The sequence below is a fragment of the Streptomyces sp. NBC_01224 genome, assembly GCF_036002945.1.
Classification (GTDB): Bacteria; Actinomycetota; Actinomycetes; order Streptomycetales; family Streptomycetaceae; genus Streptomyces.
In genome coordinates this window covers 7,100,743-7,126,666 of the sequence record NZ_CP108529.1, presented here as the reverse complement: position 1 = coordinate 7,126,666, position 25,924 = coordinate 7,100,743, and the positions used below count along the sequence as shown (strand labels likewise).

At 70.9% G+C, this 25,924-nt stretch carries 22 protein-coding genes; 6 read left to right on the top strand and 16 right to left on the bottom strand.

Translation table 11 applies throughout. The annotated features are described in order from the left end of the window. Positions 1 to 14: 14 nt before the first annotated feature. Both OG609_RS32080 and OG609_RS32075 read right to left on the bottom strand, forming a co-directional pair. Complete coding sequence (locus OG609_RS32080) at positions 15 to 1,871, bottom strand: FAD/NAD(P)-binding protein (RefSeq protein ID WP_327276029.1); 1,857 nt, start codon at positions 1,869 to 1,871, stop codon at positions 15 to 17. Further along, a complete protein-coding gene (locus OG609_RS32075) occupies positions 1,868 to 2,734 on the bottom strand; it encodes an amino acid ABC transporter permease (protein ID WP_327276028.1) in 867 nt (288 codons plus the stop codon). Before OG609_RS32075 ends, OG609_RS32080 begins: the two co-directional genes overlap by 4 nt. Positions 2,735 to 3,226: 492 nt before the next feature. On the opposite strand from OG609_RS32075, the gene OG609_RS32070 reads away from it, so the two are divergent. Then, positions 3,227 to 4,171: an ABC transporter substrate-binding protein gene (locus tag OG609_RS32070; RefSeq protein WP_327276027.1), complete on the top strand. Its 945-nt coding sequence runs from the start codon at positions 3,227 to 3,229 to the stop codon at positions 4,169 to 4,171. A gap of 58 nt (positions 4,172 to 4,229) precedes the next feature. Here OG609_RS32070 and OG609_RS32065 read toward each other — a convergent pair whose 3' ends face one another. Next, the gene (locus tag OG609_RS32065; RefSeq protein ID WP_327278259.1) at positions 4,230 to 5,471 is read right to left on the bottom strand and encodes a DUF5685 family protein; all 1,242 of its coding nucleotides are present in this window, start codon (positions 5,469 to 5,471) and stop codon (positions 4,230 to 4,232) included. A 308-nt stretch (positions 5,472 to 5,779) separates the two neighbouring features. On the opposite strand from OG609_RS32065, the gene OG609_RS32060 reads away from it, so the two are divergent. After that, positions 5,780 to 6,223, top strand: a complete 444-nt coding sequence (locus tag OG609_RS32060; protein WP_327276026.1) for a cell division protein SepF — start codon at positions 5,780 to 5,782, stop codon at positions 6,221 to 6,223. Positions 6,224 to 6,245: 22 nt separating this feature from the next. Here the strand turns inward: OG609_RS32060 and OG609_RS32055 are convergent, their stop codons facing one another. Both OG609_RS32055 and OG609_RS32050 read right to left on the bottom strand, forming a co-directional pair. Beyond that, positions 6,246 to 7,457 carry an acyl-CoA dehydrogenase family protein gene (locus tag OG609_RS32055; protein WP_327276025.1) on the bottom strand — a complete coding sequence of 404 codons (1,212 nt, stop codon included), beginning with the start codon at positions 7,455 to 7,457 and terminating at the stop codon, positions 6,246 to 6,248. 73 nt (positions 7,458 to 7,530) lie between these two features. Next, a complete protein-coding gene (locus OG609_RS32050; RefSeq protein ID WP_327276024.1) occupies positions 7,531 to 9,255 on the bottom strand; it encodes an MFS transporter in 1,725 nt (574 codons plus the stop codon). 553 nt (positions 9,256 to 9,808) lie between these two features. Between OG609_RS32050 and OG609_RS32045 the strand changes: the two genes are divergently transcribed. Then, on the top strand, positions 9,809 to 10,843 hold the full coding sequence (locus OG609_RS32045; protein WP_327276023.1) for a phosphatase PAP2 family protein: 1,035 nt from the start codon (positions 9,809 to 9,811) through the stop codon (positions 10,841 to 10,843). A 115-nt stretch (positions 10,844 to 10,958) separates the two neighbouring features. Here the strand turns inward: OG609_RS32045 and OG609_RS32040 are convergent, their stop codons facing one another. From OG609_RS32040 to OG609_RS32025, 4 genes are all read right to left on the bottom strand, one after another. Continuing rightward, complete coding sequence (locus tag OG609_RS32040; RefSeq protein ID WP_327276022.1) at positions 10,959 to 11,174, bottom strand: I78 family peptidase inhibitor; 216 nt, start codon at positions 11,172 to 11,174, stop codon at positions 10,959 to 10,961. A gap of 414 nt (positions 11,175 to 11,588) precedes the next feature. Further along, on the bottom strand, positions 11,589 to 12,548 hold the full coding sequence (locus tag OG609_RS32035; RefSeq protein ID WP_327276021.1) for a helix-turn-helix transcriptional regulator: 960 nt from the start codon (positions 12,546 to 12,548) through the stop codon (positions 11,589 to 11,591). A 57-nt stretch (positions 12,549 to 12,605) separates the two neighbouring features. Further along, the gene (locus OG609_RS32030; protein ID WP_327276020.1) at positions 12,606 to 13,457 is read right to left on the bottom strand and encodes a transferase; all 852 of its coding nucleotides are present in this window, start codon (positions 13,455 to 13,457) and stop codon (positions 12,606 to 12,608) included. Then, the gene (locus OG609_RS32025) at positions 13,454 to 14,737 is read right to left on the bottom strand and encodes a glycosyltransferase family 4 protein (RefSeq protein WP_327276019.1); all 1,284 of its coding nucleotides are present in this window, start codon (positions 14,735 to 14,737) and stop codon (positions 13,454 to 13,456) included. The genes OG609_RS32030 and OG609_RS32025 overlap by 4 nt, the downstream gene beginning before the upstream one ends. Before the next feature lie 357 nt (positions 14,738 to 15,094). Between OG609_RS32025 and OG609_RS32020 the strand changes: the two genes are divergently transcribed. Both OG609_RS32020 and OG609_RS32015 read left to right on the top strand, forming a co-directional pair. Continuing rightward, the gene (locus OG609_RS32020) at positions 15,095 to 15,895 is read left to right on the top strand and encodes a hypothetical protein (RefSeq protein ID WP_327278258.1); all 801 of its coding nucleotides are present in this window, start codon (positions 15,095 to 15,097) and stop codon (positions 15,893 to 15,895) included. 137 nt (positions 15,896 to 16,032) lie between these two features. After that, the gene (locus tag OG609_RS32015; RefSeq protein ID WP_327276018.1) at positions 16,033 to 16,398 is read left to right on the top strand and encodes a hypothetical protein; all 366 of its coding nucleotides are present in this window, start codon (positions 16,033 to 16,035) and stop codon (positions 16,396 to 16,398) included. Between the two features lie 69 nt (positions 16,399 to 16,467). Here the strand turns inward: OG609_RS32015 and der are convergent, their stop codons facing one another. The 7 genes from der to OG609_RS31980 all read right to left on the bottom strand — a co-directional run bounded on the left by der (position 16,468) and on the right by OG609_RS31980 (position 25,074). After that, entirely contained in the window at positions 16,468 to 17,937 is a 1,470-nt protein-coding gene (gene der / locus OG609_RS32010; RefSeq protein WP_327276017.1) for a ribosome biogenesis GTPase Der, read from the bottom strand. 67 nt (positions 17,938 to 18,004) lie between these two features. Continuing rightward, on the bottom strand, positions 18,005 to 18,706 hold the full coding sequence (locus OG609_RS32005; RefSeq protein WP_327276016.1) for a lysophospholipid acyltransferase family protein: 702 nt from the start codon (positions 18,704 to 18,706) through the stop codon (positions 18,005 to 18,007). Next, positions 18,703 to 19,419 (bottom strand): (d)CMP kinase, encoded by a 717-nt coding sequence (cmk, locus tag OG609_RS32000; protein WP_327276015.1) that lies wholly within the window; start codon positions 19,417 to 19,419, stop codon positions 18,703 to 18,705. Before cmk ends, OG609_RS32005 begins: the two co-directional genes overlap by 4 nt. 124 nt (positions 19,420 to 19,543) lie before the next feature. Beyond that, positions 19,544 to 20,629 carry a prephenate dehydrogenase gene (locus tag OG609_RS31995; RefSeq protein ID WP_327276014.1) on the bottom strand — a complete coding sequence of 362 codons (1,086 nt, stop codon included), beginning with the start codon at positions 20,627 to 20,629 and terminating at the stop codon, positions 19,544 to 19,546. Continuing rightward, the gene (aroH, locus tag OG609_RS31990; RefSeq protein WP_327278257.1) at positions 20,626 to 20,988 is read right to left on the bottom strand and encodes a chorismate mutase; all 363 of its coding nucleotides are present in this window, start codon (positions 20,986 to 20,988) and stop codon (positions 20,626 to 20,628) included. Before aroH ends, OG609_RS31995 begins: the two co-directional genes overlap by 4 nt. A gap of 251 nt (positions 20,989 to 21,239) precedes the next feature. Then, positions 21,240 to 21,671, bottom strand: coding sequence for a YidB family protein (locus OG609_RS31985; RefSeq protein WP_327276013.1), 432 nt, complete (start codon positions 21,669 to 21,671; stop codon positions 21,240 to 21,242). Between the two features lie 85 nt (positions 21,672 to 21,756). After that, complete coding sequence (locus OG609_RS31980; RefSeq protein ID WP_327276012.1) at positions 21,757 to 25,074, bottom strand: hypothetical protein; 3,318 nt, start codon at positions 25,072 to 25,074, stop codon at positions 21,757 to 21,759. Between the two features lie 112 nt (positions 25,075 to 25,186). Here OG609_RS31980 and OG609_RS31975 point away from each other — a divergent pair, with 112 nt between their 5' ends. Beyond that, positions 25,187 to 25,891, top strand: a complete 705-nt coding sequence (locus OG609_RS31975) for a nucleotidyltransferase domain-containing protein (protein ID WP_327276011.1) — start codon at positions 25,187 to 25,189, stop codon at positions 25,889 to 25,891. The last annotated feature ends 33 nt before the right edge of the window (positions 25,892 to 25,924 follow it).

Sequence of the window (25,924 nt, the reverse complement as noted above, 5' to 3'; positions counted from 1 at the left end):
GCGCGGAGCCGGGGTCAGGCGCCGAGGGGGCCGTCGCTACAGGCGAGGTCCCGGAGGAAGGTGAGCGCCGTGCGCGCGGTGGCGTCGTTCTGCCGGAAGGCCGGGCCGCCGGTGCGCGGCCGGGTGAACGCTCCGCCGGCGCGTGCGGTGGTGAACGGGCCGAGCGCGAAGCGGCGCTGGTGCGGACGGCCGTCGCGGCCCAGGATCCGGCCGTTGTCGGGGTCGACCGAGAGCAGCCCGGTGTCGGTGGCGGCGGCCCCGTCCTCGTACAGACCCTGGAGCAGTGGGCTGCGGGTGCGTTCCAGCGAGGGGTCCGGAAGCCGGGCCTCGACCAGGGCGCGGGCCTCGATCCGCCGGCCGGGCACGGTGGCGCTGCCGGCCCGGAAGACGCCCTGGCGTTCATCGGCCTCGACGGTCATTCCGGCACCGAGGAAGCGGACGACACCGGCCCGGGAGAGCGCGAGGAGCTGGTGCAGCCGGGGTCCCGGCGGGCCGGAGGCGAGATAGCTGAAGAAGCCGTGCCACCAGCCGCCGATGTCACCGAGCCGGATCAACTGCCCGTAGGCGGAGAGCAGTCCGAGGAAGACGGCGAGGTCCGGGCTGTGGGCGGGGTCGTGGCGGCGTTCCAGGTCGGCGGCGATGTAGCCCCGCAGCCCCTCCTGCAGTGCGTCGTACGAGGGGTAGCGCACCCCGTCCAGGGGGTGGTCGAGCGCTTCCAGGTCGAGCCGGTCGGCGGGGTCGGGGACGGCGGCCGACACGAGGGCGCGCAGCTCGGGGCCGGCCGGGTCCGCGGCGGCGTACTTCGCCTCGAATTCGGGCCAGTCGCCCTTCGTGCGCTCGGGATGGGCGGTGAAGAGCCGGTGGTAGTGGGCGTAGCCGAGCTCCTTGTCGACATGTGGCCACACGTCGCGCTGGAAGTCGACCGGCTCGTCCGTCTTCAGCAGCGCCTCGGTCCGGTCGGGGCCGAGGAAGCGCGGCAGCGACGGCCGTTCGCCTCGCCAGGCGTAGCCGATCTTGGAGTGGTACGGGACACCCCGGCGCGATCCGATGTGAAGCACGGGTTCCCTGCCGGACGGCACGTACTCGCCGTTCTCGTACCGTCCGCCGCGGCCCTCGGTGAGCAGCACCATCAGATCGACGAAGGCGAGTCCGAAGCCCCGGACTATGACCGGTTCGCCTGCGGGAAGGTCGGTCAGATCGGTGTCCGCGGTGAAGTCGGGCGGCAGGTGGACGAGTCCGTGCCGGTTCGCGAAGTCCGCCAACTCGGCTTGTTCGGACTCTGGTTCGGCGTCGAGGTGGCCAATGGTGACGGCGACGAGATCGGCGAGGATCGGCTTGTCGCGCCCCTCCAGCCAGACGCGCTGACGGCCTTCGCGCGGCCCGGTGACGCGCACGGCCCTGCCCCTGTGCCAGTGGACCGTGATGCCCTTCGGGAGTGCGGTCACGGCCTGCTCGTACACCCAGCGCAGATAGACGCTCTGCAGTCGTCTGCTCGGGAAGTCACTTCCCTCCAACGCCTTTATCTCGGCCAGGAGTTCGGGCTCGATGCCGTCCTCGTCCGGGAGCGCGAGACGTCCGTCCCGGATGTTCGCCGCCCAGGTGTGGAGCGCGGGCCCCGGCCGAATCGGCCCTTCCTGCTGGACCGTTTCGTCGGTGAACATCGTGACGTCCTCGGCCATGGAGTTCATCCAGAGCAGCGGCGACTGGTCGTGCCGCCAGATCCGTCCGCCGCCCGGCGGGTACGGGTCGACGAGATGGATGTCCAGCGGGCGGCCCTCGTACAGGCCGGGGGCGTTGGCGGCGATGCGCTCGATGAGGCCGGTGCCGCGCGGCCCGGCGCCGATGACGACGAGCGTCGGTGACCTGCTCATCGGGCACCGGCCGTGCCGCGCGCGTAGTGCCGCTCGATGTAGTGCTGGCCGATGCTGAGCAACGAGGTGACTACGGCGTACCAGATGGTGGCGACCAGCAGCAGCGGGATGACCTGGTAGGTGCGGTGGTACACGAGCTGCACCGAGTACAGCAGGTCCTGCACGGCGATGATGCTGACGATCGAGGTGCCCTTGAGGGTGCCGATCAGCATGTTCCCGGCGGGCGGGACGATGGAGCGCATCGCCTGCGGCAGCACGATCCGGCGGAGCCGGCGCCAGGGTCCGAGGCCGAGCGACTGGGCGGCCTCGATCTGTCCGCGTTCGACGGAGAGGATGCCGCCGCGGACGACTTCGGCGGCGTACGCGGCCTCGTGCAGGGTGAGCCCGATGACGGCGACCGTGACGGGGCCGAGGAGGTTCACCGTACGGACGCCGAGGATCTCCGGGTAGAGCGCGCCGATGTTGAACCAGAACAGCAGCTGGACCAGGATCGGGGTGGACCTGAAGAGCCAGACGTATCCCCAACTGACCGCTTGCAGAACGCGGTTGCCGGAGAGCCTGAGGACGGCGAGCAGCGTGCCGAGGGCGAAGCCGAGCACCATGACCAGCGCCGTGAGCCAGAGGGTGAGGCCGAGGCCGCGCAGGACTGCGGTGGTGGTGAAGTAGTCGGCGACGACATCCCATTGGAAGGCTTCGTTGCGGATGACGGAGTTCAGCGCCAGGACGAGGAGCGCCAGGGCGACAACGGCCGCCGCCCACTGCCCTGTCCGGCGTACCGGGACGATCCGGAGCCGGTCGGCATCATTGCTCTTCGTGAGCGGGGCGGGGGGAGACGGAGGACGGGTATCTGTCTGCGCGGACATGCGAAGGCTCCGTGGATGCAGAGATCGAACACGGGGTGTGCCTTCAGCAGAAACACAACGTGGACCGGGCCCCTCAGCACCGGTCCGCCTCCGAGGTAAGCGCTGTTCGCTGCGTGTTGTCAAGCCTGTCCACACTGTGAGTCGTACGTCTCGGTTCAGTTGACGGACCACTGGATGCCTGTTCCACTTGGGCCATGCATTCGCAGCAGTGGCTGGTCAAGCGCTCCCACATCGACTTCGGTCGCGTGTGGTCCTCCTCCTGTTGAGCTGACCCCCTGCGTCTCCTCGCATCTCTGCCTCGCGCCGCGTGCGGCGCCTGAGCACTGTTCCCTGCGTGCCTTCACGTACACAACACCGCTCCGCCCTCCCCTCGCTCCGCCGTTTCCCCGCTCCCCCGAATTCCTTCGCCACGACCGTGGTGTCGCTGCGCGCTGCCCTGCTACCGCACTTTCGTGCCTGTGCACGGCCGACGAACCTGGAGAACCACGCCTCATGTCCCGAACCCGGCACTCCGCTGCCTTCGCGCTGATCACCGTCGCCACTCTCGCCCTCACCGCGTGCGGGTCCGGCGATCCGGCGGCCGCACCGGCCGGCGCCGCCGGGACCGCGGCCGCCAAGGGAAGGATCCCGACGACGGATGTCGTGTCGTCGGTGCACAAGGACGAGGCCGCGGCGAAGCTGCTGCCCGCCGATGTCCGCGCCTCAGGCACCTTCACCATCGCCTCGAGCATCGGCAATCCGCCCGGCGCCACCTACCTCGAGGACGGCAGGACGGTGGCCGGTACGGACATCGACTTCGCGGACGCGGTGGCCAGGAAGCTCGGGCTGAAGCCGAAGCGCGAAGTGGCCTCCTTCGAGGCGATCCTGCCGGCGCTGGGCAGCGGGAAGTACGACGTGGGCACCGGGAACTTCGGGGTGACCGAGGAGCGCCGCAGGACGATCGACTTCGTCACGTACATCAATGACGGCCAGGGCTTCGCGGTCCGCGACGACAGCAAGCTGAAGAAGGTCACCGATCTCACCCAGCTCTGCGGCCTGACCGTGGGCACCGGCGCGGGCACCACCTTCGAGGTGACGCTGGAGGAGAACAGGCACCTGTGCTCCGACGCGGGCAGGAAGCCGTACGAGGTGAAGACCTACAGCGACCAGGGCGCGATCTGGGGCGCGCTCCAGCAGGGCCGCAGCGATGTGGTGATGTCGACCATCAACGGGCTGCGTTACGCGGTGGAGCAGCAGGAGGGTGTGCGCTTCCTCAATGAGTTCAAACGCCTCGACGTGGGCTTCGCCTTCAAGAAGGGCACCCCGCTGGCGCCCGCCTTCCAGGCCGCGGTGAACGGCCTGAAGGCGGACGGCACCTACGACCGGATCCTGAAGAAGTGGGGCATCGGCGCGTCGGCGATCAAGACCTCTCAGATCTCGCCGCCCGAGATCAAGTGATCCGACCCGGGCCGGGGCAGCCAAGTCCCGCCCGGCCCGCGAGGCCGGACACCTCGCCTCAGCAGCTGCAGTCGCACCCGCAGTCGCAGCAGTCGCAGGATTCGCAGCAGTCCCCGCAGTTGCTGCAGCAGTCACAGGCGTCGCAGCAGTCGCCGCAGTCGCACTGACTGCACAGTCCCTCGCGGCGCTGATGGGTCCACGGGTCGTTGAAGGTGCCGCAGCACATCTGGCAGGTGCAGGCCAGTCCCGCCCACACCAGGCAGCCCGCGATCAGACCGCGCCGGTCGCGCGGGGGCTCGGGCGGGGGCTGCGGCGGGCCGACGGGGCTGCCGGGGCTCGGCGCGTACGGATTGCCGGGCGGCGGCCCGAAGGACCCGGCCTGCCGCATACCTGACGGAGGGACAGCTCCGTCCACGGCCGGGCCGCCTGCCCGGTGCGAGCATGCCGTGGTGCCGAACGCCCGGTCCACCGACTGCCGCAGTTCGTGCACCAGCAGCACATGGGCCAGCTTGTCGTCGGTGAACTCCGCGTCGCGCAACGCCAGCCGCACGCCGCGCAGCGCGTCGTCGCAGAGCCGTCGGGCCTCCTCCCGCGAGGTGCCGGTCGCGGTGAGCGGGTTCCAGGCACCCGACGCGGCGTCAGCTTCCTGGTCCTCCACGGCATCCAGCAGATGCGCCAGGCGTCCGAAGAGGCGGCCCGCCTCGGCCAGCGGCTCCGCGTTCTGCGGCTTGCCCGCGAGTATCGCGGTGTGGGCGAAGGCCGCCGCGGTGGCGGTCTCGGTGGGTTCGGTGACCGTGGGCAGCGGGGTGCCGGGCCCGGCGAGCAGCTCGATGCCGGTCTGCCGGTCGACGGCGTCGACGAGCAGCGCCGTGTCGAAGCCGAGCTGTGCGCCGGTGCGCGCGCCGGCCCGGTCCCAGCCCGCGGCAACCCGGCGTGCTGCGGCGGCGACCGGGCGGCGCTTCAACAGGCCGTCCCGGTCGGCGACGTGGTCCCGCACCTTCGCCGATGCCAGCACCAGGGAGACGGCGGCGGCCAGCCTGGCTCCCTCGCCGCGGGCGACCGGGGCGGTCCGCATGGCGCGCAGCGGGCACGGCCCGGCGGTACGCCGCCATCCGGTGGCGCGCTCGGACTGAGCCTCCGTCAGAACCGAGACGATCAGACCGTCATAGTTCGTGACGATCCGGGCGAACTGCCCATGGTCGGAACGGAGTGCGAGGCAGAGCCCGCAGAGGTGGGCCATCCACTCGGTCCTGAGCCCCTCGGACAACCGATGGGAACAGGGCCTGACGATTCCGAACACGACGATCCCCCGAGAGTCGCTCACCTGTGCGCCGCGCTCGTGCGCATGCGCGACGTGCATCGTATCGAGGGCTCCGTTCACCCATACGTCCCCCATGTCACCCATACGGAGCGGCGCATCATATTTTCTTTCTTTCAGGCCCCTGATGCGGGAGGAACCTTGACGAACCGCCACATCTTCTGCACCAGTACCGTCACGAATCCCCTGCGCGCCGACTATCCACTTGGCGCACGATCCGCATCATGGACGACCATAGGGATACGAAAGAGATGCGGAACACCACGGAACCGCGGTGAGAGGAGGCGTCCATGGGATCGGTGCGCAAGGCGAGTGCCTGGCTGGGCCTCGTAGAGGACAACGACGAGCGGTACTACGACGACGACGAGTACGCCGAGGGTGCACAGACCGGGACCGGCCAGGCCTGGGTGACCGATCCCCGGGTGCAGGTGGTCTCCGAGGCGGCCGAGGAGACGGGCCGCCGGATCGCCACCGTCACCCCGGACAGCTTCCGGGACGCGCGAGCGATCGGAGAGCTCTTCCGGGACGGGGTCCCGGTGATCGTCAACCTCACGACCATGGACCCCACCGACGCCAAGCGCGTCGTGGACTTCGCGGCGGGGCTGACCTTCGGACTGCGCGGCTCGATCGAGCGCGTGGCCACCCGGGTCTTCCTGCTGACCCCGGCCGACACCCAGGTGGTCAACGGCGAAGCCGTCGGCCGGCCGGCCGACGGCTTCTTCAACCAGAGCTGAGCAGGGCGCTCGCCGGAACGGTCTACCGGAACGCGTCGAGGCCGGTGAGCGCCTTGCCCAGCACCAGCTGGTGCATCTCCACGGTTCCTTCGTAGGTGAGCACCGACTCCAGATTCGTCGCATGGCGCATCACCGGGTATTCCAGCGAGATCCCGTTGGCGCCGAGGATCGTGCGCGAGGTACGGCAGATCTCGATCGCCTCCCGCACATTGTTGAGCTTTCCGAAACTGACCTGTTCCGGACGGAGCCTGCCCGCATCCATCCGCCTGCCCAGATGGTGGGCGAGCAGAATGCCCTTGTGCAGTTCCACGGCCATGTCCGCGAACTTGGCCTGGGTGAGCTGGAAGCCACCGATCGGCCGGCCGAACTGCTCCCGGGTCTTCGCATAGTCGAGGGCCGACTCGAAGCTGGCGCGCGCCGCGCCCATGGCTCCCCAGACGATGCCGTAGCGGGCATGGCTGAGGCAGCTGAGCGGGCCGCGGAGACCGGTGACCCCGGGGAGTACGGCATCGGCCGGCAGCCGTACCTCGTCGAGGACCAGCTCGCTGGTGACCGAGGCGCGCAGGGACCACTTGTGCCTGATCTCGGGCGCCGAGAAGCCCGGAGTGTCGGTCGGCACGACGAATCCGCGGATTCCGCCGGCCGCGCCGCCCTCGTCGGTCTGCGCCCAGACGACGGCGACCCCGGCGACCGAGCCGTTGGTGATCCACATCTTGCGGCCGGTGAGCACCCAGTCCTCGCCGTCGCGCTTGGCGTACGTCCGCATCCCGGCCGGGTCGGAGCCGTGGTCCGGCTCGGTGAGGCCGAAGCAGCCGATGATCTCGCCGGCCGCCATGCCCGGCAGCCACTGCTGCCGCTGCTCCTCGGAGCCGAAGCGGTGGATGGCGTACATGGCGAGCGATCCCTGTACGGAGACGAGGGAGCGGATTCCCGAGTCAGCCGCTTCGAGCTCCAGGCAGGCCAGTCCGTACTGGACGGCGGTGGCGCCCGCGCAGCCGTACCCCTGCAGGGACATGCCGAGGGCACCGAGCGAACCGAGCTCGCGGGCCAGCTCACGGATGCCGGGCAGCTCGCCGCTCTCGTACCACTCGGCGATGTGCGGCAGGACGCGGTCGGTGGCCCAGTCGCGGACGGTGTCGCGGATGGCGAGGTCCTCGGGGCTGAGCAGATCGTCGATGCCGATCGGGTCGGCGGGGTCGAAGGGCGGGAGCTTCGAGGACTCAGTGGTGGACATGAGGGTGCCTCCGGCGGCTCGCACGATACTAAAACTAGCAGTGTTAGTTATGGTGTCGCACCGACGTTACGGCTCAGTGTCCCGCCCGTCCAGAGCCGGTCGCCTCGGCGGGTCGGCGCCGGGCGGACACCGGGCGCGGCCGCTGCGTGCGGCCCGCGGCAGGCGCCTCGTGCGTTCCGTGGAATTCCGGCGCCTCGCTCTGCCCCGGCGACTCACGGACATCGTCGGCCTCCTGGGGTTCACGGAGACCCGGCGACGGGCACTCCATCACCCGCGGCAGCCGCAGCGCGGCGAGCGCTCCGACCAGCAGCAGAGCTGCGCTGACCAGCAGCGTGACATGGAGCCCGGTGATGAAGGAGTGGCGGGCCGTGGAGCGCAGCACCTCGCCCAGCGGGCCGCCCAGCCGGTCCGCCACCTGGTATGCCTCGCCCAGCGAGTGGGAGGCGGCCGCACCGTCCCCGGCGGGGACGCCCTCTTCGGGAAGCTTCGCAAGTCCGGGTGTGTAGGCGGCGTTCATGACGCTGCCGAGCAGAGCGATCCCCATGCCCGCGCCCAGTTGGTAGGAGGTCTCGCCGATCGCTGCCGCGCCGCCCGCCCGGTCGGCGGGGGCCTCGCTGAGCATGGATTCGTATGCCCCGAAAAGCGTGGACTGAAGCCCGAAGCCCAGTGCGACGAAGGCCGCGGTCAGCAGGCCGGGCCGGTCGTGCTGCCCCATCGCGGTCAGGACCAGCACTGAGGCGGCCGTGAGCACGAAGCCCCAGCCGACCATCCGGCGCGGCCCGATGCGGCGCAGGGTGTACGAGCCGGTGGCGCCCGCGGCCATGGCCGCGAAGGTGAGCGGCAGCAGCCGCAGACCGGTCTGAAGCGGGCTCAGACCCAGGACGAGCTGGAGGTACTGCACGGCTATCAGTTCCAGCCCGACCAGAGCCAGCATGGCGAGGATGATGCAGCCCACCGCGGTCGAGAAGGCGGGCCTGGCGAACATCCCGATGTCGATCAACGGATACGTACGGCGCTTCTGACGGCGCACGAAGGCTATGAGCAGTACGGCCCCGATCAGCAGCGGGGCCAGTGTGGCCGGGCTCAGCAGCCCCTCACCGGTGCCCGCCCGCTTCACTCCCAGGACCACACCGAGCACTCCGGCCGCGGCCATCAGCGCGCCCAGCACATCCCACGGGCCGTCATTGCTGCCGCGTGACTCGGGGAGCAGCAGGCGGCCGACCGGCAGGATCAGCGCCATCAGCGGGATGTTGATCAGAAAGACCGAGCCCCACCAGAAGTGCTCGACGAGGAAGCCGCCAATGACGGGTCCGGTGGCGGCACCGACGGCGGCGACCGCGGTCCAGACGCCGATCGCCACGGCCCGTTCGCGCCGGTCGGGGAAGACCTGCCGGAGGATCGACAGCGTCGCCGGCATGATCATCGCGCCGCCGACGCCGAGCAGCGCACGCGCCACTATCAGTACGCCGGGGCTGTCGGCCATCGCGGCGATCGCGGAGGCGACGCCGAAGAGGGCATAGCCGAGCAGCAGAACGCGGCGTCGGCCGACGCGATCGCCGAGGGTGCCGAAGAGGATCAGCAACGAGGCGCAGACCAGGGGATAGGCGTCCACGATCCAGAGCAGACCGACGGCACTGGGCCGCAGGTCCTCGGTGACGGCGGGGACGGCGACATGGAGCACGGTCGAATCGAGCGCGACAAGCAGCAGACTGAGACAGAGGACAACGAGGACGACCCATCGATTGGCACCGTCGGCGGCTGAGCGCAGCCGGATTCGGGCTGTGGTCGTCCCGGACATGCATGTACCTCCCAAAAGGTCCCTCGCGCTCGGCAGACCAGCCGGGGATGCAGCGGTTCACTGCCCCTCGGGGCCCGGCATCGACGGGCGAGTGATCCGTCAGCGTACGCGAGTTCGGAGCGCTCACACGTGGTCCACCTCATACCCCGATGGGCCGTGGAGTGTGGCGTACGCCACGCCGAGCCGCCGCTCGGGACCCGCTCGGACCTGCACGAACCCGCGCGGACGGCTTTCGCGCCCGGCACAGAAGGTACTCGGCGCGACTCCCGGAGCATGTGCCGGGCCCGCACCGAAGCGTTCGGTGACCGGACGAACACCATCCGTTTCACCCCTCCGGGAGGCCGGAGAAATTCATACCGGCACCCTTGTGCTTTTCTTTCCGCACCCAAACACCCTTCCGAAATGAGTACGAAATCAATAGTGCAGAGACCCACCGATATCCTTCTTCGGGTCGGGAATTAAGGCCCGACTGAGACATAGTCCACATCACATCGTCATCACAAAGAGACCGGATCGACCTGTTCGCGCGCTAACTCGCTGTAACGTCGATTGGGTGCGTACCGACATCTTTGCCCGCCTGGACCGGGAGCCGGAGCCGCCGAAGATAGAGCCACCGCGGATGAGCCGTCACCGCATCGCTCTCTTCTGCGGGACGTTGGCGTTCTATCTCGCCATCGTCGTTGCCGTGCTGGTCTCTTCCTGGCTGGTGGCTCTGGACTGGAAGGTCATGCTCTTCCGGCCGTATCAACAGTGGCCGGAAATCCATGCCTTCCTCGACTACTACATCGTGCTCGGCCAGCGCGGCCCCACCGCCACCATGGTCGCCTGCTGGCTCGGCTGGCGCTCCTGGCGGCAGCACACGCTGCGGCCCCTGCTGACGCTCGCCGCCGCACTGCTGCTGCTCAATGTGACGGTCGGCGCGGTCAAGATCGGCCTGGGGCGGCTCGGTCCGCACTACGCGACCCAGATCGGCTCCGCGGAGCTCTTCGCCGGCGGCGATATATTTCCGTCGGGCCACACCGCCAACGCGGTCGTCACCTGGGGGATCCTCGCCTATCTGGCGACCACCCCGCGGGCCAGGCGCTACCTGTCGGCCACGTCGGCGATCGTCTCGCTCGGCGTCGGACTCACCACCGTCTACCTCGGCACGCACTGGCTCAGCGATGTGCTGCTGGGCTGGGCGGCGGGACTGCTGATCCTGTTGGGCCTGCCCTGGGTCGAGCCGCTGATCACCCGGGCCGAGGCCTGGATCTTCGTCCAGCGCGAGAACCTGCGGGGACGCGGCCGTCCCGTTCCTTCCGTGCCCGTCGCGGCCGGAGGACCCCGGACCGTACTGCTCCCGCAACTGGACGGCGGCGACGCCGTGGCGGAGAGCCCGGTGCTGGAGCCGGTCGCCGCGGGAGGACACACGGCGACCACAACGGGCACGGTCACGGGCCCCCGCTCGCGTGCACACCCGGCGCCCCCGGCGCATCTGGTGCGCTCGGAGCGGACCCCGGTCACCCCGGCCGGCAGCCGCCGCCCGCCGCACGCGGACCGTACGCCACGCGGCGGCACCACCCCCGCCCGCCCGATGAGCGGCGGCTGAACACCCCAGGAGCAGCGGGGCCGTTACGCACAGCCGCTCCCCCGCACGGCGAAGGCCCCGACTTCGGTCGGGGCCTTCACTCATGCCCGGCCCGGAGCCCGGGGCGCAGGGATCCTCAGCCCACCCAGCAGCGGGTGACGACGGCATGGGCGACCTCGAAGTTGATCCGTCCGCTCCGGAACTCCATGGTGATGATCGCGCCCGGCGGCAGGGATCTGACGGTGCTCCAGCCATGCCTGCGGGCCCGCTGCTCGGCCGCGTCGACGGAGAGACCGACGTACGCATCGGGTGTGTCGTCCGGCTGGGCGGGAGGAGTCGGTATGGGTGCCATGCCTCTCACCGTAGGCGGCCGGGGACCACGACGGAAGCCGGGGCGCCGACCACCGCACGGCATCCTCACGTCCCTCGGCGGTCACGCTTGTGTCACAGGATCACGACACGCGTGCCGTGCGGATCACGCCACCCGAGCATGCGGCCCGCTACCGGACACACAGTAATCACACAGGCCGGAAAACGATCACACGGAAGGCCCGAAAACAAAGCGGAATATTCCGTGTCGAACAGTCGGAATTTCCGGGTCGAATAGCCTGCATAAATGGGCATGCCGCCGAGAATTCACGCTTCCTTATGGCAGCCTTATCTTTTGGTCACAAAATCCGTACCACGGGCCGGGGACAGCCGCCCACCGCCGCCCGTATAGCGGACAACCCGAACCGTCCCTGTATGGCTACGCCGGAGGAAGCGCTCAGCCCAGGGCCCGGGACAGCCGGTCCCTGGCTGCCCTGATCGCGTCATTGAGCTCCGGCGGTTCGACGACCTCGAAGTCGATCCCCAGCAGCATGACGTGGATGACCAGCACATCGAGACTCGCCGCCCCGGCGCGCAGCAGGCAGCTGTCGGCGCCCTCCGCCTCCAGCACCCCTGAGGACGGCGAGATCCGTTCGGCCGCGCGCTCGATCCCCACCTTCAGCCGGATCACCGCGTGCGTCGCGTACACGGTGGTCGAGATTCCCTTCGAAACATAGGCGGCCAAATCCTCGGCCGGTGCGTCGCGGGGGACGAATCTCGGGCCGTGCGGCGGCGTGGGCGTGATCCGGTCCGCGCGGAACGTGCGCCAGTCCGCGCGGTCCAGGTCCCAGGCGACGAGATACCAGCGGCGCTCGGTGCACACCAGCCGGTGCGGTTCGACGGTCCGGCGCGATACGGAGCCGGAGTGGTCCCGGTACTCGAAGCGCAGCCGTTCGCTGTCCCGGCAGGCTCCGGCCAGTTCGGTGAGGACGCCCGGATCGGCGGTGGACGCGCCGGGGCCGCGGAGCAGCGGCACGGTGAAGGTGTTCAGCGCGTTCACCTGGCGCCGGAGCCGGTTCGGCAGCACTTGTTCGAGCTTGGCCAGGGCGCGTACAGAGGTCTCGCCGATGCCCTCGACGCCATTGCCCGCCGCAGTGCGCAGCCCGACGGCGACGGCGACGGCCTCCTCGTCGTCGAGGAGCAGCGGCGGCAGCTGGGCACCGGCGCCGAGCTGGTATCCGCCGCCGGTGCCGGGGCTGGCGTCGACCGGATAGCCCAGTTCGCGCAGCTTGTCGACGTCACGGCGGACGGTCCGCGGGGTGACCCCGAGCCGTTCGGCGAGATCGGCGCCCGACCAGCCCCGGTGCGCCTGGAGCAGAGAAAGCAGGCGCAGCAGTCGTGCCGAGGTCTCCAACATGGGGCGAGTCTGCCAGGGGTTGCGGACAGCCTGCGTCCGCAACCGGCTGCCGACGGTCTACCGCGCTTGCGCCGGATCCGGTACGAGCCGTACGCAGAGATCGTTGTCGGCCGAGTAGCAGGGGATGGCGCGGACGCCCTCGCCTGCGCTGCGGCCCGGGTAGACAAAGCTGTTCTTGCGGTCCCAGACGTCATCGAGGATGCGGGAGATCCGTACGCCGGCCGGCTCCCCGGCGCCCGTCCCGGGGAGCAGCCAGAGCGTCCACAGCTGCTGCTCGGTGACCGGCCCGGCGCCCAGCCGGTCGAGCGGAAGCGTGAAGGAGAACGTGCCTTCCTTCCCGGCCACCGGCACCCGGCAGACCCTGTCGGGGGCGCCGGCCAGCCGCGCCTCGACGCCGGCGTCGTCCCCGAGGCGGGTCCCGTACAGCGTGCCCTCGACGGTCATCCCGCCCCCGTCGAAGGTGACCGGCCCGGCCTCGGCGTGCGGTGAGCGGACCCAGCAGCGCACGGCGAGCCGGCCGTCGGCGGTCGGGTACGGGATACGGACCGCGATCCGCCCGGTCTCCGGTGTGCGGTCCATGAGGAGCCGCACATCCCTGATTCCGGGCTCGACGGCCACCGCTCCGTCGTCGTCCGCGCCCGGTTCACGCACATAGACATCCCAGCGGCCTTCGGCGGGTGCCACGGTGCCCGGCAGCACCGCTCTCAGTCGTCCCCCGCCGAGCGGGCTCAGGGGCAGCCGTACGGTGTCGCCGTCGCCGCCCGTGCCTTTGGCCCCGCGCAGCCGCAGAAGCAGTTCGGGCGTCTCCCCGGCCTCGCGGCGACGGAGGTCGAGGTCGAAGGTGATCCCGCCGTCGGATCCTGCGGTGCAGTCGGCTCGTGGCGTCTGTCGCTCTGCGGAGACGGTCATGCGGGCTTCCCCTTGCGGATGACATCGGCGGCCTTGTAGCGCAGGGCGTACGCCCCGTCCAGCACGGTGCCGCGGGCTCGGTGCAGTGTGGTGCGCAGAGCGCCGTGCGAGCGGTCGCGCGGGGCTCGGGAGGCGAGTTCGGTGAAGAGCCGCTCATGACGTTCGGCGATCCGTGACGGGTCGAACCGCTGCGACGCGGCCAGCGCGGCGCGGCCCGATCGGTGCCGCGCTTCGTCGTCGCCGATCAGACCGAGCAGAGCGTCCGCCACCGCCGCCGTGTCACCGACCGGCACCAGCCGTCCGTCGGTGCCGTCCTCGATGATCTCGCGGGGGCCGTGCGGGCAGTCGGTGGCCACGACCGGCAGGCCGCAGCGCATCGCCTCGACGATGGTCATGCCGAAGGACTCGCGGTCCGAAGTGACTGCGGCGATCGCCCCCTTGGGCCACTCGGCCTCCAGCGGGTTGACCGGACCCATCAGGAACACATGGTTGTACAGGCCGAGTTCACCGATGAGTGCGAGCAGCGTCTGGCGTTCGTTCCCGGTCGCGTCGCCGCCGCCGTAGATGCGCAGCCGCCAGTCCGGACGGACGGCGACCACGTCGGCGAACGCCCTGACGAGCAGGTCGTACCGCTTGACCTTGTGCAACCGGCCTGCGGCGATCACCCACTTGCTGTCGCCGTCGGCAGGCGCGATCCCCGGCTCGGGCACGCTGTTGGGAATGGCCTCGATCCGTACGCCGGGCAGCTTGAGCCCGGTCCGGTAGGAGCGGGCGTCGGCCTCGGTGACTGTGGTGACCGCGTCGAGCAGGGCGTAGCGATGCCCGATCTCGCGGCGCAGCCGGTAGCTGTGGCTGTCGAGGGTGAGGTGCTCCTGCCCGATCCGGACCGGACCGCGCCGGGCCTGCCTGCTGATCTGTACATTGAGCCCCGGCCTGGTTCCGACCACGACATCCGCGTCCAGGGAACGCAGATGGTCCGCCACCCGCGCGTCGGTCAGCCTGCTGTACTGGCGGTACCTGCTGTCGCCACGCGGGAACACGGTCGCGAGACGGGCGTGTTCGGCCGCGTCGCCGTCGTATGACGGGCTTTTCTTCCGCAGGTCGACGAGATGGCTCATGCGCACGCCTTCGGGGGCGCCCAGCGCGGGGATGTCGCGGTGCCGGAAGACCGACACGATCTCGATGTCGTGGTGCCCGGCCAGCGCCCCGGCGAGATTGAACGTCGTACGGATCGTGCCCCCGACTCCGTAGGCATTGTGGAGCAGGAAAGAAATGTGCATGAAACGCCATATCTCCTGGTTCGGCTGATCAACGGGGGACGGCACTTGCCATGACGGTGCAGACCGGCCGGCGGTTCACTCCGGGCACCGGCTGGTTTCAGCCATCCTCATACTCACCTGTTTTCCTGATTTGTCGATGTATCAGTGAACCGCTCCATGGCCGAGTCGACCACATCGCCGTACGACCAATCAGGAGAAATGGGCCGTAATTGGCCCATCGAATCCCGAGATTCACCCTCTGCGCCGGATGGTTCGATTACGTTCTCTTTCTCGCGTGACCCCGGCCGCAGATCGCCCGTTGTCTTCTGCATGAGCCGGGAACCGCCCGGCGCACGCACCGAGTTCGAGGAGCCACCCGTGCCGCGCATGCTCGACGTCAGCGAGGACGTACGCGCCGAGATCGGCGACGCCGAAGCCGACCGGCTGCTCGTCGGCGACAACACCCCAGGCAGTTACGACTGCACCTCCTGCCGCACCCCTGGCGACTCCGAACAGGAACGCACCAGCACGGTGCTCTTCGTCGGTGACGAAACCGCTGTCCTCGCCTTCGCCCACGCGACCTGCATCCCCTCGCAGGTCGTCCAGATCGCCGAGGAGCAGCTGCAGGGCGCCGTACGCAGCATCACCGGCAGCGACGCGGAGCACCCTGAGCACCTTGAGTACCCGGAGGGCCTCAGCCCCGAACAGGCCGTCCTCGGAATCACCAGCGGCCTCGTCCTGATCGACGACGAGCTCCACCCGGCCCTCGTCGTCGAGCCGACCGGCGCGATCGCCCGCCCGGGCACGGACGGCAGCCGGGGCGACGAATTCCTCCAGCTGCTGCTGGAACAGGGCTTCCACCCGGTCCACCGGATGGACCAGATGCCCGCGGTGCTGCACGGCTGGTCGATCCTGCTCGCCATGGGCCAGCTGCACGCCGTGCTCCAGCCCGGCACCGGCGGCGGCGCCCCGGTCGCCTGGTGGCAGGCGCATGCGCCGCTCCAGGTCACCGAGGGCTGGCGGACCGCGGCCAACAAGTCGCAGACCGTGCTCGTCTTCGCCGCGCCGGCGGGGGCGATCGGCCAGCAGCCCCGCGAGGACCTGCTGCGCGACGCTCTGGACAGGGCCGCCGGCAGCGGGCTCCTGGTCGCCGCGGCAATGCCGCTGGCCGGGACCTGATCATGGCCGTCGGCTCTTCGCACCCACGGCGAACAGCTATTTCTCCGCCGGGCCCGCATCCGACGGACAGTGGGGTCGTTGGCACATACGTGCACTCATACGACTCCTCCCACCAGCGCCCGAGCCCGATCCCTGCCATGCGTCCCTCGCAGGAGCCATCGGGCGGTCAGTCCCACACCCCGATCTACGACGCGCTGTACTCCGAGTACCGCCGGTCGTTCCGGGCGCTGCCGGGTGATCGTAGCGGCGAGGAGCATCTCGGCTTCATGGCCTTCGGCGCCGGGTTCTTCGGCAGCCGCGTCCCGCTCAGCAGCCACTCCGGTTTCTCCGGCCTCACCACGGAGCTCTCCAGCGGCCTCTCCGTACCCAGCGGGGCCACCGGACACGGCAGCGGCCCGAGCACGCACACCGGCAGCCTCGGCTCCTGGCAGCGGGTGGGCCGGCACTCCGGGCGGGCCCAGCCTGCGGCGCTGCCCCCGGGGTCGGGATCGCGAGAGGCCTGACCGTACGACGGAGCCCCGGACCGTTTCGTATGTGAAACGGTCCGGGGCTCCGTCACGGGGCCTTGTGTACTACTTGTTGCGGCCGCGCTTCTCGCGGACCCGCACCGAGATGTGGATCGGGGTGCCCTCGAAGCCGAACTCCTCGCGCAGCCGGCGCTCGACGAAGCGCCGGTAGCCATGCTCCAGGAAGCCCGAGGAGAACAGCACGAAGCGCGGCGGCTTGGTGCCCGCCTGGGTGCCGAAGAGGATGCGGGGCTGCTTGCCGCCGCGTACGGGGTGCGGGTGGGAGGCGACGATCTCACCGAGGAAGGCGTTCAACCGGCCGGTGGGGACGCGGGTCTCCCAGCCGGCGAGGGCGGTCTCGATCGCCGGAACCAGCTTCTCCATGTGCCTGCCGGTGACGGCGGAGACGTTGACCCGCGGGGCCCACGCGATCTGCGCGAGCTCCGTCTCGATCTCGCGCTCCAGGTAGTAGCGGCGCTCCTCGTCGAGGGTGTCCCACTTGTTGTACGCGATCACCAGGGCGCGCCCGGCCTCCACCGCCATGGTGATGATGCGCTGGTCCTGGACGCTGATGGACTCGCTGGCGTCGATCAGGACGACGGCGACCTCGGCCTTCTCCACGGCGGCGGCGGTACGCAGCGAGGCGTAGTAGTCCGCGCCCTCCTGGAGGTGGACGCGGCGGCGGATACCGGCCGTGTCGATGAACTTCCACGTGATGCCACCGAGCTCGATCAGCTCGTCGACCGGGTCACGGGTGGTGCCCGCCAGCTCGTTGACGACGACGCGGTCCTCCTTCGCCACCTTGTTCAGCAGCGAGGACTTGCCGACGTTGGGACGGCCGATGAGGGCGATCCGGCGCGGTCCGCCGATCGCGGTGCCGAAGCGCTGCGCGGGGGCCTCGGGAAGTGCTTCGAGTACGGCGTCGAGCAGGTCGCCGGTGCCGCGGCCGTGCAGCGAGGAGACCGGGTGCGGCTCGCCGAGGCCCAGCGACCAGAGTGCGGTGGCGTCCGCCTCGCCGCTCTGTCCGTCGACCTTGTTGGCGCACAGCACGACGGGCTTGCCGGCCCGGCGCAGCAGCTTGACGACGGCTTCGTCGGTGTCGGTCGCGCCGACGGTCGAATCGACCACGAAGACGACCGCGTCGGCGGCCTCGATCGCGTACTCGGCCTGGGCGGCGACGGAGGCGTCGATGCCCAGGACGTCCTGCTCCCAGCCGCCGGTGTCGACGACCTTGAAGCGGCGGCCCGCCCACTCGGCCTCGTAGGTGACGCGGTCGCGGGTGACGCCGGGCTTGTCCTCGACGACCGCCTCACGGCGCCCGATGATCCGGTTCACCAGCGTCGACTTGCCGACATTGGGGCGGCCGACGACGGCGAGCACGGGAAGCGGTCCGTGACCGGCCTCGCCGATCGCGCCCTCGACCTCTTCGGCGTCGAAGCCCTCCTCCGCGGCGAGCTCCATGAACTCCGCGTACTCGGCTTCGCCAAGCGCTCCGTGCTCGTGGTCCGAGCCGTCGGAGTGAATCTGGTCGTTCATGAAGTCCGTTCCTCTTTGCATCATCATCGATGGGCCACGACCACGCGGCCCACTACTCAAGTCTTACCTAGCGCCCGGTGAAACGCCTGGCCTGGTCCAGGTGGGCGGTCAGCCGCCCCTGGATCCGTACCGTCGCCTCGTCCAGCGCCTTGCGCGTCCGCCGCCCACTGCTGCCCGCCCGTCGCCCGCCACCACCCTTGTCCGAGCTGCGCGCCCCCTCTTGCGCGTCGAAGGCATCACCGAAGACGACGTCGACCCGGCTGCGCAACGGCGGCAGTGCCGATATCAACCGTCCGCGGCGCTCGGTGCTTCCCAGTACGGCCACGGGCACGATCGGCGCCCCGCTGCGTACCGCGAAGTATGCGAGCCCGGCACGCAGGGAGGCGAAGTCGCCCTCGCCCCTGGTGCCCTCGGGGAAGATCCCGAGCACCCCGCCGTTCTCCAGCACGCCGACGGCATGGGTGATGGCGGTGCGGTCGACGGTCGTGCGGTCCACCTTCAGCTGACCGATTCCGCGCAGGAACGGGTCGAGGGGGCCTACGAACGCCTCTTTCTTGATCAGGAAGTGGACGGGCCGGGGCGCGGTGCCCATCAGCATCGGACCGTCGATGTTGTGGGAGTGGTTCACCGCGAGTATGACGGGTCCGGAGGCGGGAACCCGCCACGCACCGAGGACGCGGGGCTTCCACAGCCCGTACATCAGCCCGATGCCGATACCGCGCCCGACCGCTGCGCCGCGCAGCGTGGGCGAGCCCGTGGCTTGGGTCACTTCGCGGTCCGCTTCTCCTCGACGAGGGTGACGACACACTCGATGACCTGCGGGAGAGTCAGCTCGGTGGTGTCCACCTCGACGGCGTCGTCCGCCTTGGCCAGCGGGGAGGCCTTGCGGCCGGAGTCGGCCGCGTCCCGCTTGATCAGCGCCTCCTTGGTGGCGGCGAGATCGGAGCCCTTGACCTCTCCGCTGCGGCGGGCGGCGCGCGCCTCCGGCGATGCGGTGAGGAAGATCTTCAGGTCGGCGTCGGGCAGCACCGTGGTGCCGATGTCGCGGCCCTCGACCACTATGCCGCCCTCGGCGGCGGCGGCGATGGAACGCTGCAGCTCGGTGATCCGCGCACGCACCTCGGGGACCGCGCTGACCACGCTGACCCGGGAAGTGACCTCCTGCGTACGGATCGGTCCCGAAGCGTCCTCGCCGTCGACGGTGATCGTCGGGGCGGCCGGGTCCGTGCCGGAGACGATGACCGGCTTGGCGGCGGCGGTCGCCACCTCCATCGCGTCCTGCACGTCGATGCCGTTGTTCAGCATCCACCAGGTGATCGCCCGGTACTGGGCGCCGGTGTCCAGGTAGCTCAGGCCGAGCTGGGCGGCGACGGCCTTGGACGTGCTCGACTTGCCGGTGCCGGAGGGGCCGTCGATGGCGACGATCACTGCGGCCGGGGCCGTCCGGGCGGCGGCGCTTGCGGTTTCCACGGTGGTGGACACCTTCCTGGTACACGGGGTGGGCGGAACGGGGGCGCGCGAACCCGCCCCGCACAAGGTTACCGAGTGTCGGAGTGGTCCTCTGCACCCCTGTGGACAACCGCCTCCCGGGCCCGCAGCCCCGGGCCTACTGACGCAGCGACCAGCCACGGTCGCGCAGTGCCGCGCTCAGTTCGGGGGCCGCGCTCGGCTCGACCATCAGCTGGACCAGGCCCGCCTGCTGCCCGGTGGCGTGCTCGATGCGGACGTCCTCGACGTTGACCCCGGCCCGCCCGGCGTCGGCGAAGATCCCGGCCAGTTCGCCCGGGCGGTCACTGATGAGCACGGACACGATCTCGTAGGAGGCGGGGGCCGTCCCGTGCTTGCCGGGCACCCGGGTCCGGCCCGCGTTGCCGCGGCGCAGTACGTCCTCGATGCCTTCGGTGCCTTCGCGGCGCTTGTCGTCGTCACCGGACTGCAGACCGCGCAGCGCCCGTACCGTCTCGTCCAGATCGGCGGCGACCCCGGCCAGCACGTCGGCGACCGGGCCGGGGTTGGCGGAGAGGATCTCCACCCACATCCGGGGGTCGGAGGCGGCGATCCGGGTGACGTCCCTGATGCCCTGACCGCAGAGGCGTACGGCGGTCTCGTCGGCCTCCTCCAGGCGGGCGGCGACCATCGACGAGATCAGCTGCGGGGTGTGGGAGACCAGGGCGACGGCCCGGTCGTGCGCGTCGGCGTCCATGACGACCGGTACGGCGCGGCAGAGCGCGACCAGTTCCAGGGCGAGGTTGAGGACCTCGGTGTCGGTGTCACGGGTCGGGGTGAGAACCCAGGGGCGGCCCTCGAAGAGGTCCGCGGTGGCGGCGAGGGGGCCCGATCGCTCCTTGCCGGCCATGGGGTGCGTACCGATGTACGGCGTGAGGTCGACGCCGCGGGCCTCCAGCTCGCGGCGCGGGCCGCCCTTGACGCTGGCGACATCGAGGTAGCCGCGGGCCACGCCGTCCCGCATGGCCGTGGCCAGCACCGAGGCCACATGGGCGGGCGGCACGGCGATGATCGCCAGGTCGACGCGCCCCTCGGGCGCCTCGTCCGTACCGGCGCCGAGCGCGGCCGCGGTGCGGGCCGATTCGGGGTCGTGGTCGACGAGGTGGACATGGATGCCGCGCCCGGCCAGGGCGAGGGCTGCGGAAGTACCGACGAGGCCCGTTCCGATGACGAGGGCGGTTCTCACTGGGCGATGTCCTTGCGGAGGGCGGCGGTGGCGCCGAGGTACACGTGCGCGATCTCGGACTTGGGAAGGTACGTCTCGACGTGCGCGAGGATGCGCACCACACGGGGCATGGCCCCCACGATGTCCAGTTCCTGTGCGCAGATCAGCGGTACGTCGACGATACCGATCCCGCGTGCCGCGGCGGCCGGGAAGTCGCTGTGCAGATCGGGGGTGGCCGTGAACCAGATGCTGATCAGATCGTCCGCGACGAGGCTGTTGCGCTCCAGGACTGCGGTGAGCAGGGCGCTGACCCGCTCGTCCATGTGCCCGGCCTCGTCCTGATCCAGCTGGACGGCTCCACGGACCGCTCGTACCGCCACGTCGTGCTCCTCGCTCTTTCGTACGTCTCGCGCCTGCTGTCCGCCTGCGTGATCCTTCTTCACGATCAGCCTAGAGGGGCGGCGCGGCGGGCGGCCGGGGTGCTCTCCCCGTGAGACGGGGCGGTGGCGCGCACGTGGCAGAGCGCGTCGGCCGGAGGGCTCCGCCTGGTGGCGAAGGCCTCCGGCCGCGCGGGGTGTTCCGGAGGAACACTTCCTTCTGCCAGTGAACGGCCCTTGCGGCCGCCCCGGTCTCAGAGCTGTTGTTCCCGGACCAGGTCCTCGATCGAGCGGCCCTCCGGGACCTCTCCCGACGGGGTCAGTCTGTCGACCGCCGTCGGCAGCGACCTGGCGATCTCGTCGGCAGCCTGTTCCGTGGAGACCCCGGTCTCCTGGGCGACCTTCTGCAGGGTCTCGTCCGGCAGCGCCTCGGCGATCTGGGCGCCGCTGACCGCCTGGTTCTCACCGGTGCCGACCCAGGACTGCGCCTGGTCGACGAGGCCGGACCTGGTGAGCATCCCGATCAGGCCTTCGAGCGCGTTGCCACCGCCGCCCGTACCGCTTTGGCCGTTGCCCAGTGCGCCCAGCAGCGCGCCGAGGATGTTCCCGGCGCCGCCGGAGGCGCCGCCCTGGCCGCCACCGCCCAGCAAACTGCCCAACAGGCTGCCGAGGTCGTTGCCCGCCATGGTTCTGCCTTTCCGGAGGGGATGATTTATCGACAATGTCGATCAGAACCCGGGCTTCTGCCACTTGAGCGGGGCGGGTCCGCCGTCACACAGCGGTCGTCGGACCGGCCCGGCGGACATCGGCCAGAAGCGCCGCCTCCGCGACATCCGGATGTTCGCTGTCCCGCAGCGCGGCCAGCTGGTCCGGCCAGGGATCCACCCACCGGGTGTCACCGCCCGCCCGGACCACCAGCTCCACCGCGGCCAGCCCCGCAACGGCCGACCCCCGCGCCCGCAGCGCAGCCACCACCGTGCCGATCGCCGCGATCGGCAGCACCGGCCGCGGCCCCCGCCACTCGTACCGGATGGCATCGAGCGCTCCCGGCCGCTCCCCCGCGAGAGCCAGCCACCGGTCCCACCGCTCGACCATCCCCTCGTCCGCCTGCGTCAGCGACGACAGGGCCGCCGACAGCGCCACCCCGGACGCCGTATGGACAAGCCCCGCCTCCCGGAGCGCCTCGGTGACGGCATCCAGGGCGGCGACCGGGCGCGGCCCGTGCCCCCGCTTCAGCGAGTCGAGGACCAGCAGGGCGTCCCGCCGCTCCCCCTCCTCCACGGAACGGACCTGGCTCACCACCGCATCGAGCGCGCCCTCCAGCGCCGACCGCCCCTCCTGGGTGGTCGCCCACTCGCACAGCAGGCGCGCCGCCTCGTCGCGGACCCCGCGCGGACGGCCGCTGTCGGTCACCGCGGCGGCGATGACTTCTCCGACAGGGGCGGTGACCACCGTGCCGAGGAGCGCGTGGGCGGCGGCCGTCGCGGACACCTTCTCCCCCGTCGCCACCGTGTACGCGAGGAATCTGCTCAGGGCGTCGGCGGCCGACGGCCGGTCGGGCCGCGCCGCCATCACCCGTTCACGTACCGCAGCATGGTGCAGTTGCGCCGTGAACCGCTCCGCGATACCGGCGACATCCATGCGGGTCACGAGCACCCCGACCATCGTGGCGTGGACGTCACGATGCTGACCGGGTGCGTCCCATCCGGCCAGCACGGCCGCGAAGGCCGTCGGCGAGGACAGCGCGGACAGCCCGCGCACGGCCGCCTTCCGGCTGCCGACGGACCCGGTGACATCCATGACGACCCGGCTGAACCGCGCAACGGCCTCGTCGTCCGGCACCGTGCCGAGCATGGCCCGCACACCGGTCATCGCGGCCCGCCCCCGTACCCCGCCGGTCCCGGCGCAACCGAGCAGGAAGTCCAGGGTCTCGGGATGGGCCGGTACTCCGCCGCTGTCGGCGGCGCGCTCCCCCAGAGCGGTGAGAGCAGCTGCCGCGACGGGCTGCGGCGCCGTCCCGGCCAGCATGCGCAGGCTGCCCGTCTCCCCCAGCAGGCTGGTGGCATCGGTCCGTTCCAGCAGCGGCACCTCGTCGGAGGCGGCGATGCGCGACAGCTGCGCATCGAGTGCGGCGCGCTGACGCGGCAGCCAGCGCCCGAGAACACTCCGCCGCATCCGTGGCGCCCAGTGCGGCGGCAGCCCGGAGTCCAGGACCGTGTCGAGCAGATCGGTACGGCGACGGGCGACCGTGCGCCAGACGACCGGCACGACGACCGACAGGGGAACGGCAGCGAGGAGTTCGGCGCAGCGTTGCTCCCGGGTAGCCGGGTCCGCGAGCCACAGGTCGGCCGCCTGCCGGGCGTGTCTTCCGCGCGACAGGTCCCGTGCCGCCCGGCCGATCGCCTCGTCCAGGGCCGGGATGTGCGGGAGATGACGTACGAACAGGGCCGCGAACAGCACGAGCGCTCGCGCGGCCCGTGGACCACCGAGCTCCCACACGCCGACGGCCGCTTCCCTGGCCAGCGGCAGCGGCCGGACGGTTCCGGGGCCGCGCGGGTCGGCGAGCACGTGGACCAGCAGCCCGATGACGGCTTCGGCCCGGGTCAGGTCACCCTTGCGGGCGGCGCTCACCGCCGCTCGCCGCAGCCACTCCTCGGCGGCCACCAGCGACGCCCGGGTCGAGTCGCGGGACTGCACCGTGGTCATCGCGGCGTCCCGCAGAGCCGCGTACGGTGCCGCGTCCAGCAGCGGCTCCGGGACGGAGCCTGCCGCGGCCAGAGTCGCCCGGCGTACCTCCTCCTGGTCGTGCCAGGCCCGTTCGCAGGAGGTGAGGACGCGCGCGTACTCCTCCGGATCGCCGTGCCGTGCCGCGCAGTCCAGCAACGCGGGCCAGGCGGCCGCGCGTTCGAACGGACGGTGCGCGGAGGCGAGTTCCCGCAGGCGCGGCTCGCCCTCGGGCAGCGGGAGCAGGGCCGCGATGAGACTGCGAGGATATGTCCGGCGCCCGGCCCGTCCGTTCAGCCAGCGTGTGGCGATCTCTGCTCTGTCGGCAGGGAGGAGGGAGGCGACGCCGCCGAGTTCGCCCCGCCAGTCGGTGAGCCCGTCGGCCGACCTTGATTCGACCACTCGCCGCCGCTGGGCCGGTGGCAGCAGGGCGAGCAGCGGCTCCGGCGCCAGTTCCTGCCCGAAGGCCCGTCGTCCCCCTGGGGATTCGACGCGCAGGACACTCGCGAGCAGGGCGATGTCCTCCTGTGTGCAGGCCGCGAGGGCGCTCAGCACCCGCCGCGGCAAGGGTTCCGGAGCCAGGGGCAGGCGTTCGGTGCCGGTACGTCGCAGCAGGGCCAGTACAGCGGCGGGGGCGCGGAGCAGTGCGGCCGTCGCTGTGCCGGTGACCAGATGAGGCGCCCGGTCGAGCAGCAGCAGCCCTGCTGCCGGATCGCGGGCACCGATGCGGGTCACGAGGTACCGGCTGCGTCCGCGCAGGCCCCTGGGTTCGGACCGGTCGGCGCGCCCCGCGGGCAACCGGTCGGCGAGATGGGCGGCGAGTGCGGCCGGTGCGGTACGGGCGAGGGCGTGCAGAACCCCGAGCGGCACCTGGACCAGCCTTGGCAGCCACTGCTCGGCCGCGACGGGCGTGCAGGCAGGCAGCAGCCGGGCCGCGTCGTCGTCGCCATGGCGTTCGTGGACCTGTGCGAGCAGCCGGTCGGCGAGCGCGGACCGCCGGGACAGCCGCAGGATCCGGTACGTGTGATGGCGAACGTCCCTCAGATCGCCCAACGCCAGTGCCGTCAGGGCATGTTCGTCAACCGGAAGTCTGATCGCGGCGGCCAGGGCGCGCGGTCTGAGCAGCGGGTCGGTGAGTGCCCGGGCGACGGCGTCGAGGTCTCGGCGGACGACGGCCAGGAACAGCGCCAGCCGGCGTTCATCGGGGTTCCCTGCGTCCAGGGCCGTGTGCGCTGCTCGGTAGGCGACGTCGTCCAGGGCGCGGGTGTGTTCGGCGATGGCCCGCATACGGGCCGGGTACGGCAGGTGTTCGAACCTGGTGTACAGAGCGGTTACTTCTTCTCTGGGGTACGGAGGTGTCGTCATCGCGCTCACCGGAGAGTGGCGCGGTGAGCCTTTCCGATCATCGTCATGGCGGTGATCGTGGCACCGCGGATCTTCCGGTGCAACAGATTTTCGCTCACGTACGCTCGCCGGCATGATCAGCGCTGACGCCGAGGCCCTCGTACGCGACCACACGGTCTACTCCTGCGTGATGGGCTCACGCGCCTTCGGGCTCGCCACGGACGGCAGCGACACCGACCGGCGCGGCGTCTTCCTGGCGCCGACCCCGCTGTTCTGGCGGTTCGACAAGCCACCGACGCATGTCGAGGGCCCGGCGGAGGAGCAGTTCTCCTGGGAGCTGGAACGCTTCTGCGAGCTGGCCCTGCGTGCCAACCCCAATGTGCTGGAGTGCCTGCACTCGCCGCTGGTGGAACACATCGACGCCGTGGGCCGTGAACTCCTCTCCCTGCGCGGGGCGTTCCTGTCCCGGCTGGCCCATCAGACCTTCGTCCGCTACGCATTGGGCCAGCACAGAAAGCTGGAGGCGGACGTACGGCAGTACGGGGCGCCGCGCTGGAAGCACGCCATGCATCTGCTGCGGCTGCTGACCAGCGGCCGGGATCTGCTGCGCACGGGCGAGCTCGTGATCGAGGTGGGCCCGGCCCGGGAGGAACTGCTGGCGGTGAAGCGCGGTGAGGTGCCATGGCCGGAGGTCGAACGCCGCATGAGCCGCCTGGCCGAGGAGAACGACGAGGCGGCCGAGCACTCCCCGCTCCCCCTACGACCGGACCGGGCTCGCGTGGAGGAATTCCTGATCCGCACCCGCCGGGCGTCCGCGCTGTCGCCCGGCCACGGGTGAACAGCCCCGCCTCCCCCACCCCTGGCACAGGGC

Bases quoted from the DNA above. Each gene is read 5' to 3' on its own strand.
- OG609_RS32080 (WP_327276029.1), bottom strand. From the start codon at position 1,871: ATGAGCAGGTCACCGACGCTCGTCGTCATCGGCGCCGGGCCGCGCGGC.
- OG609_RS32075 (WP_327276028.1), bottom strand. From the start codon at position 2,734: ATGTCCGCGCAGACAGATACCCGTCCTCCGTCTCCCCCCGCCCCGCTC.
- OG609_RS32070 (WP_327276027.1), top strand. From the start codon at position 3,227: ATGTCCCGAACCCGGCACTCCGCTGCCTTCGCGCTGATCACCGTCGCC.
- OG609_RS32060 (WP_327276026.1), top strand. From the start codon at position 5,780: ATGGGATCGGTGCGCAAGGCGAGTGCCTGGCTGGGCCTCGTAGAGGAC.
- OG609_RS32055 (WP_327276025.1), bottom strand. From the start codon at position 7,457: ATGTCCACCACTGAGTCCTCGAAGCTCCCGCCCTTCGACCCCGCCGAC.
- OG609_RS32050 (WP_327276024.1), bottom strand. From the start codon at position 9,255: ATGTCCGGGACGACCACAGCCCGAATCCGGCTGCGCTCAGCCGCCGAC.
- OG609_RS32040 (WP_327276022.1), bottom strand. From the start codon at position 11,174: ATGGCACCCATACCGACTCCTCCCGCCCAGCCGGACGACACACCCGAT.
- OG609_RS32035 (WP_327276021.1), bottom strand. From the start codon at position 12,548: ATGTTGGAGACCTCGGCACGACTGCTGCGCCTGCTTTCTCTGCTCCAG.
- OG609_RS32030 (WP_327276020.1), bottom strand. From the start codon at position 13,457: ATGACCGTCTCCGCAGAGCGACAGACGCCACGAGCCGACTGCACCGCA.
- OG609_RS32025 (WP_327276019.1), bottom strand. From the start codon at position 14,737: ATGCACATTTCTTTCCTGCTCCACAATGCCTACGGAGTCGGGGGCACG.
- OG609_RS32015 (WP_327276018.1), top strand. From the start codon at position 16,033: ATGCGTCCCTCGCAGGAGCCATCGGGCGGTCAGTCCCACACCCCGATC.
- der (WP_327276017.1), bottom strand. From the start codon at position 17,937: ATGAACGACCAGATTCACTCCGACGGCTCGGACCACGAGCACGGAGCG.
- OG609_RS31985 (WP_327276013.1), bottom strand. From the start codon at position 21,671: ATGGCGGGCAACGACCTCGGCAGCCTGTTGGGCAGTTTGCTGGGCGGT.
- OG609_RS31980 (WP_327276012.1), bottom strand. From the start codon at position 25,074: ATGACGACACCTCCGTACCCCAGAGAAGAAGTAACCGCTCTGTACACC.
- OG609_RS31975 (WP_327276011.1), top strand. From the start codon at position 25,187: ATGATCAGCGCTGACGCCGAGGCCCTCGTACGCGACCACACGGTCTAC.